This is a genomic window from Promicromonospora kroppenstedtii DSM 19349 (assembly GCF_000515355.1).
Taxonomy (GTDB): domain Bacteria; phylum Actinomycetota; class Actinomycetes; order Actinomycetales; family Cellulomonadaceae; genus Promicromonospora; species Promicromonospora kroppenstedtii.
On record NZ_KI911744.1, the window covers coordinates 102180 to 105501 of the forward strand.

Sequence of the window (3322 nt, forward strand, 5' to 3'; positions counted from 1 at the left end):
GGTCGGGCCCTCGCCCGGCGGGGGCGGCGGGACGGCCGGGCCGGCGCCGCCGCCGAATCCGGAGGCGATGTTGCCCAGCGCGGCGGTGAACTCCGTGGGGATGACCCAGGTGGTGTTCGAGGTGCCGTTCGCGATCTGCGGCAGCGTCTGCAGGTACTGGTAGGCCAGCAGCTTCGGGTCGGCGTCACCGCGGTGGATGGCCTCGAAGACCTGGAGGATGGCCCGGGACTCACCCTCGGCCCGCAGGATCTGCGCCTGGGCGTCACCCTCGGCCTTCAGGATCTCGGACTGCTTCTGGCCCTCGGCCGTGAGGATGGCGGACTGCTTGACACCCTCCGCGGTGAGGATCGCGGCACGCCGGTCACGCTCGGCGCGCATCTGCTGCTCCATGGAGCCCTGCACCGACGGCGGCGGGTCGATCGACTTGAGCTCGACGCGGTTGACGCGGATACCCCAGCGACCGGTCGCCTCGTCGAGCACGCCACGCAGCTGGCCGTTGATCTGGTCACGGCTGGTCAGCGTCTGCTCGAGGTCCATCGAGCCGATCACGTTACGCAGCGTGGTGACGGTGAGCTGCTCGATGGCGGTGATGTAGTTCGCGATCTCGTAGACCGCGGACTTGGCGTCCGTCACCTGGAAGTAGATGACGGTGTCGATCTCGACCACCAGGTTGTCGCTGGTGATCACGGGCTGGGGCGGGAACGAGACGACCTGCTCGCGCAGGTCCACACCGGCGCGGACACGGTCCACGAACGGCACCAGCACGTGCAGGCCCGGGTCGAGCGTCTTGGAGTACCGACCCAGGCGCTCGACCACGAGCGCCACCGACTGAGGAACGATCCGCACGGCGCGGATCACCGCGACGATACCGACGATCACGACCAGGGCAATGATCAGATAGAGCAGGACTTGCCCGAATGACTCCACGAGTTCTCCTTACGCGGGCACCTTGGCCCGCAGGCGGTTTGACGCTTCTGATGCGCACAGAACGCTTCTGACTGAACTGTCTGGGACAACACAAAAGGGGCGCCCAGGCGCCAGGCGGCTACGCCGGCTCGACGACGGCGGTGGCGCCGTCGATCTGGACCACACGAACGCTAGCGCCGGCGGGCAGCAGGGGCGACCCGGGCACGGAGCGCGCGCTCCAGACCTCTCCGCTGAGCTTGATCAGCCCCGACGCGGTGCTGACCTCCTGGACCACCGACGCCGTGCGACCCACGTTCGCCTCGGCGTTGGTGGGTGCCTTCGGCGTGTTGTTGCGCAGGTGCCGGATCAGCGTGGGCCGAAGCGTCACGAGAAGCACCACCGACGCCACGACGAACACGATGGCCTGCATCCAGAGCGGGGCACCCGCGCCGTTCGCGACGGCCGCGGCCAGCGCGCCGCCCGCGAACATGATGAAGACGAAGTCCAACGACAAGAGCTCGATCAGCGCGAAGATCAGCGCCGCTCCTACCCACCACAACCACGCCATGGGTTGCTCCCTCCGAGCGTCCACTCCGGTTGGCGACCGGTCGCCGCCGGAACCTCTCCGACGGCGGGCCCTCGCGGTGAAATTACCGCTACCTCGGACCTTTGCCCGGACTTTACCAAGGACCACTGACACAGCGATAGTGAAATCGCCGTTTCAGAAGGTTTTCCCGGAGCCTTTCAAGATTCCAGGTCGAAGGTGACGGAAGGACGCCGTCAGCGGGCGGCGCGAGCGAGCCAGCGACCGCCGCCGTGGGCCACGACCAGCGGCAGTCCGAAGGCCGCCGAGAGGTTGTCCGCGGTGAGGACCTCCTCGATCGGGCCGGCCGCCTGGATGCCAGCCTTCTTCATGAGCAGCAGGTGCGTGAAGCCCGGCGGAATCTCCTCGACGTGGTGCGTCACGTGGATCAGCACCGGGGAGGCCGGGTCGTCCGCGAGCGCGGACAGCGTGGCCACCAGCTCCTCGCGGCCGCCCAGGTCGAGGCCCGCGCCGGGCTCGTCGAGCAGCAGCAGCTCGGGGTCGGTCATGAGCGCCCGCGCGATCTGAACGCGCTTGCGCTCGCCCTCGGACAGGGTCCCGTAGGTGCGGTCCGCGAGGTGGTCGACGTCGAACGAGGCCAGCAGGTCCTTGGCCCGCTGCTCGTCAAGCTCGTCGTAGCTCTCGCGCCAGCGGCCGGTCACGCCGTAGGCAGCGGTCAGCACGACGTCGCGCACGGTCTCCGCCGTCGGCAGCCGCTCGGCGAGGGCCGCACTGGCGATGCCGATGCGCGGGCGCAGCTCGAACACGTCGACGCGGCCGAGGGTCGCGTCCAGGATGTTCGCGGTGCCCGACGTCGGGTGCAGGCGCGCCGCGACGATCTGGAGCAGGGTCGTCTTGCCCGCGCCGTTGGGCCCGAGAACGATCCAGCGCTCTCCCTCGTTCACCTGCCAGTCCACGGAATCGAGGATGGTCGAGGTGCCGCGACGGACGGTGACGCCCGCAAGGTGGAGAACCGAGCTCATGGGCACCGACCCTACCTGAGAAGGTGTCATCTACAGTGCTGCGGTGGACATCGAACAGGACCTCCCCCGGAGCGTGCTGCTCGCCCTGTGGCTGCAGGGCATAGGCGACACCTCGGACGCCGTGAAGTCCGTGGTGGGCGACGACGAGCCGCACACCGTGGAGGGGCTGCCCGGCTTCGCCGACGGAACGGATCTCGACACCCTCTTCACGGCCTGGACCGAGGGGCCGCGCGAGGTGTGCGCGCTGCTCCCGGCGCCCGGTGACGCCGCGGGCGTCCCCGCGGCCGCGAACCACGAAGCCACCGAGGCCGGTGAGTGCGTGGCGATCACGACGCCCGCCGGGAGCTGGGCCGCCGTACCCAGGGTCCAGGCGTTCGGCAGCCACATCGAGCCCGGGCACCTGGTCACGTGGCACGTGGTGGCGATCCCGGAGTGGACCATGCTGGTGCAGGGCACCATCGGCTCGGTGTCCGACGCCGAGCGCGAGCTGCGCACGAGCCTCATGAGGGCCACGGAGTCCCTGGACCAGCTCGACGTGGCCCGGTGGCGCGACGACGCCGCCGACGCGATCGAGCGGATCCGCTCGGCCAGCACGTCGTCGTGGCCGGTGCCGCACCTGGACGGCCGGCGCGCCCGCGTGCTGGACCTCGCCAACCGGCTGCGCGCCATCGTCGCCCTGGGCACGGTGGACGACGGCGGCGCGGTCAACGTCTTCCAGGTCGACCAGCGCTCCACGGCGCTGCGCGAGGTGGACCGCACGGCCCGGCACGCGATGAGCGCCGCGACGTACGGGCGGGTGGCCTGACCGCTAGGCGCTCGCCAGCACCCGCCGGTAGACCTCCATGGTGCG

General features: G+C 70.1%; 4 protein-coding genes. 1 reads left to right on the forward strand and 3 read right to left on the reverse strand.

Annotated elements, in window-relative coordinates:
- From PROKR_RS36135 to PROKR_RS24660, 3 genes are all read right to left on the reverse strand, one after another.
- Nucleotides 1-906 (reverse strand): SPFH domain-containing protein (locus PROKR_RS36135; RefSeq protein ID WP_425414940.1); only part of this gene is annotated, 906 nt, incomplete at its 3' end.
- 139 nt (nucleotides 907-1045) lie between these two features.
- Entirely contained in the window at nucleotides 1046-1474 is a 429-nt protein-coding gene (locus PROKR_RS24655) for an NfeD family protein (RefSeq protein WP_036968928.1), read from the reverse strand.
- Between the two features lie 212 nt (nucleotides 1475-1686).
- The gene (locus PROKR_RS24660) at nucleotides 1687-2472 is read right to left on the reverse strand and encodes an ABC transporter ATP-binding protein (protein ID WP_036968929.1); all 786 of its coding nucleotides are present in this window, start codon (nucleotides 2470-2472) and stop codon (nucleotides 1687-1689) included.
- A gap of 43 nt (nucleotides 2473-2515) precedes the next feature.
- On the opposite strand from PROKR_RS24660, the gene PROKR_RS24665 reads away from it, so the two are divergent.
- Entirely contained in the window at nucleotides 2516-3277 is a 762-nt protein-coding gene (locus tag PROKR_RS24665; protein ID WP_036968930.1) for a hypothetical protein, read from the forward strand.
- The last annotated feature ends 45 nt before the right edge of the window (nucleotides 3278-3322 follow it).

Coding starts and splice junctions, on each gene's coding strand:
- PROKR_RS24655 (WP_036968928.1), bottom strand. CDS start 1,474: ATGGCGTGGTTGTGGTGGGTAGGAGCGGCGCTGATCTTCGCGCTGATC.
- PROKR_RS24660 (WP_036968929.1), bottom strand. CDS start 2,472: ATGAGCTCGGTTCTCCACCTTGCGGGCGTCACCGTCCGTCGCGGCACC.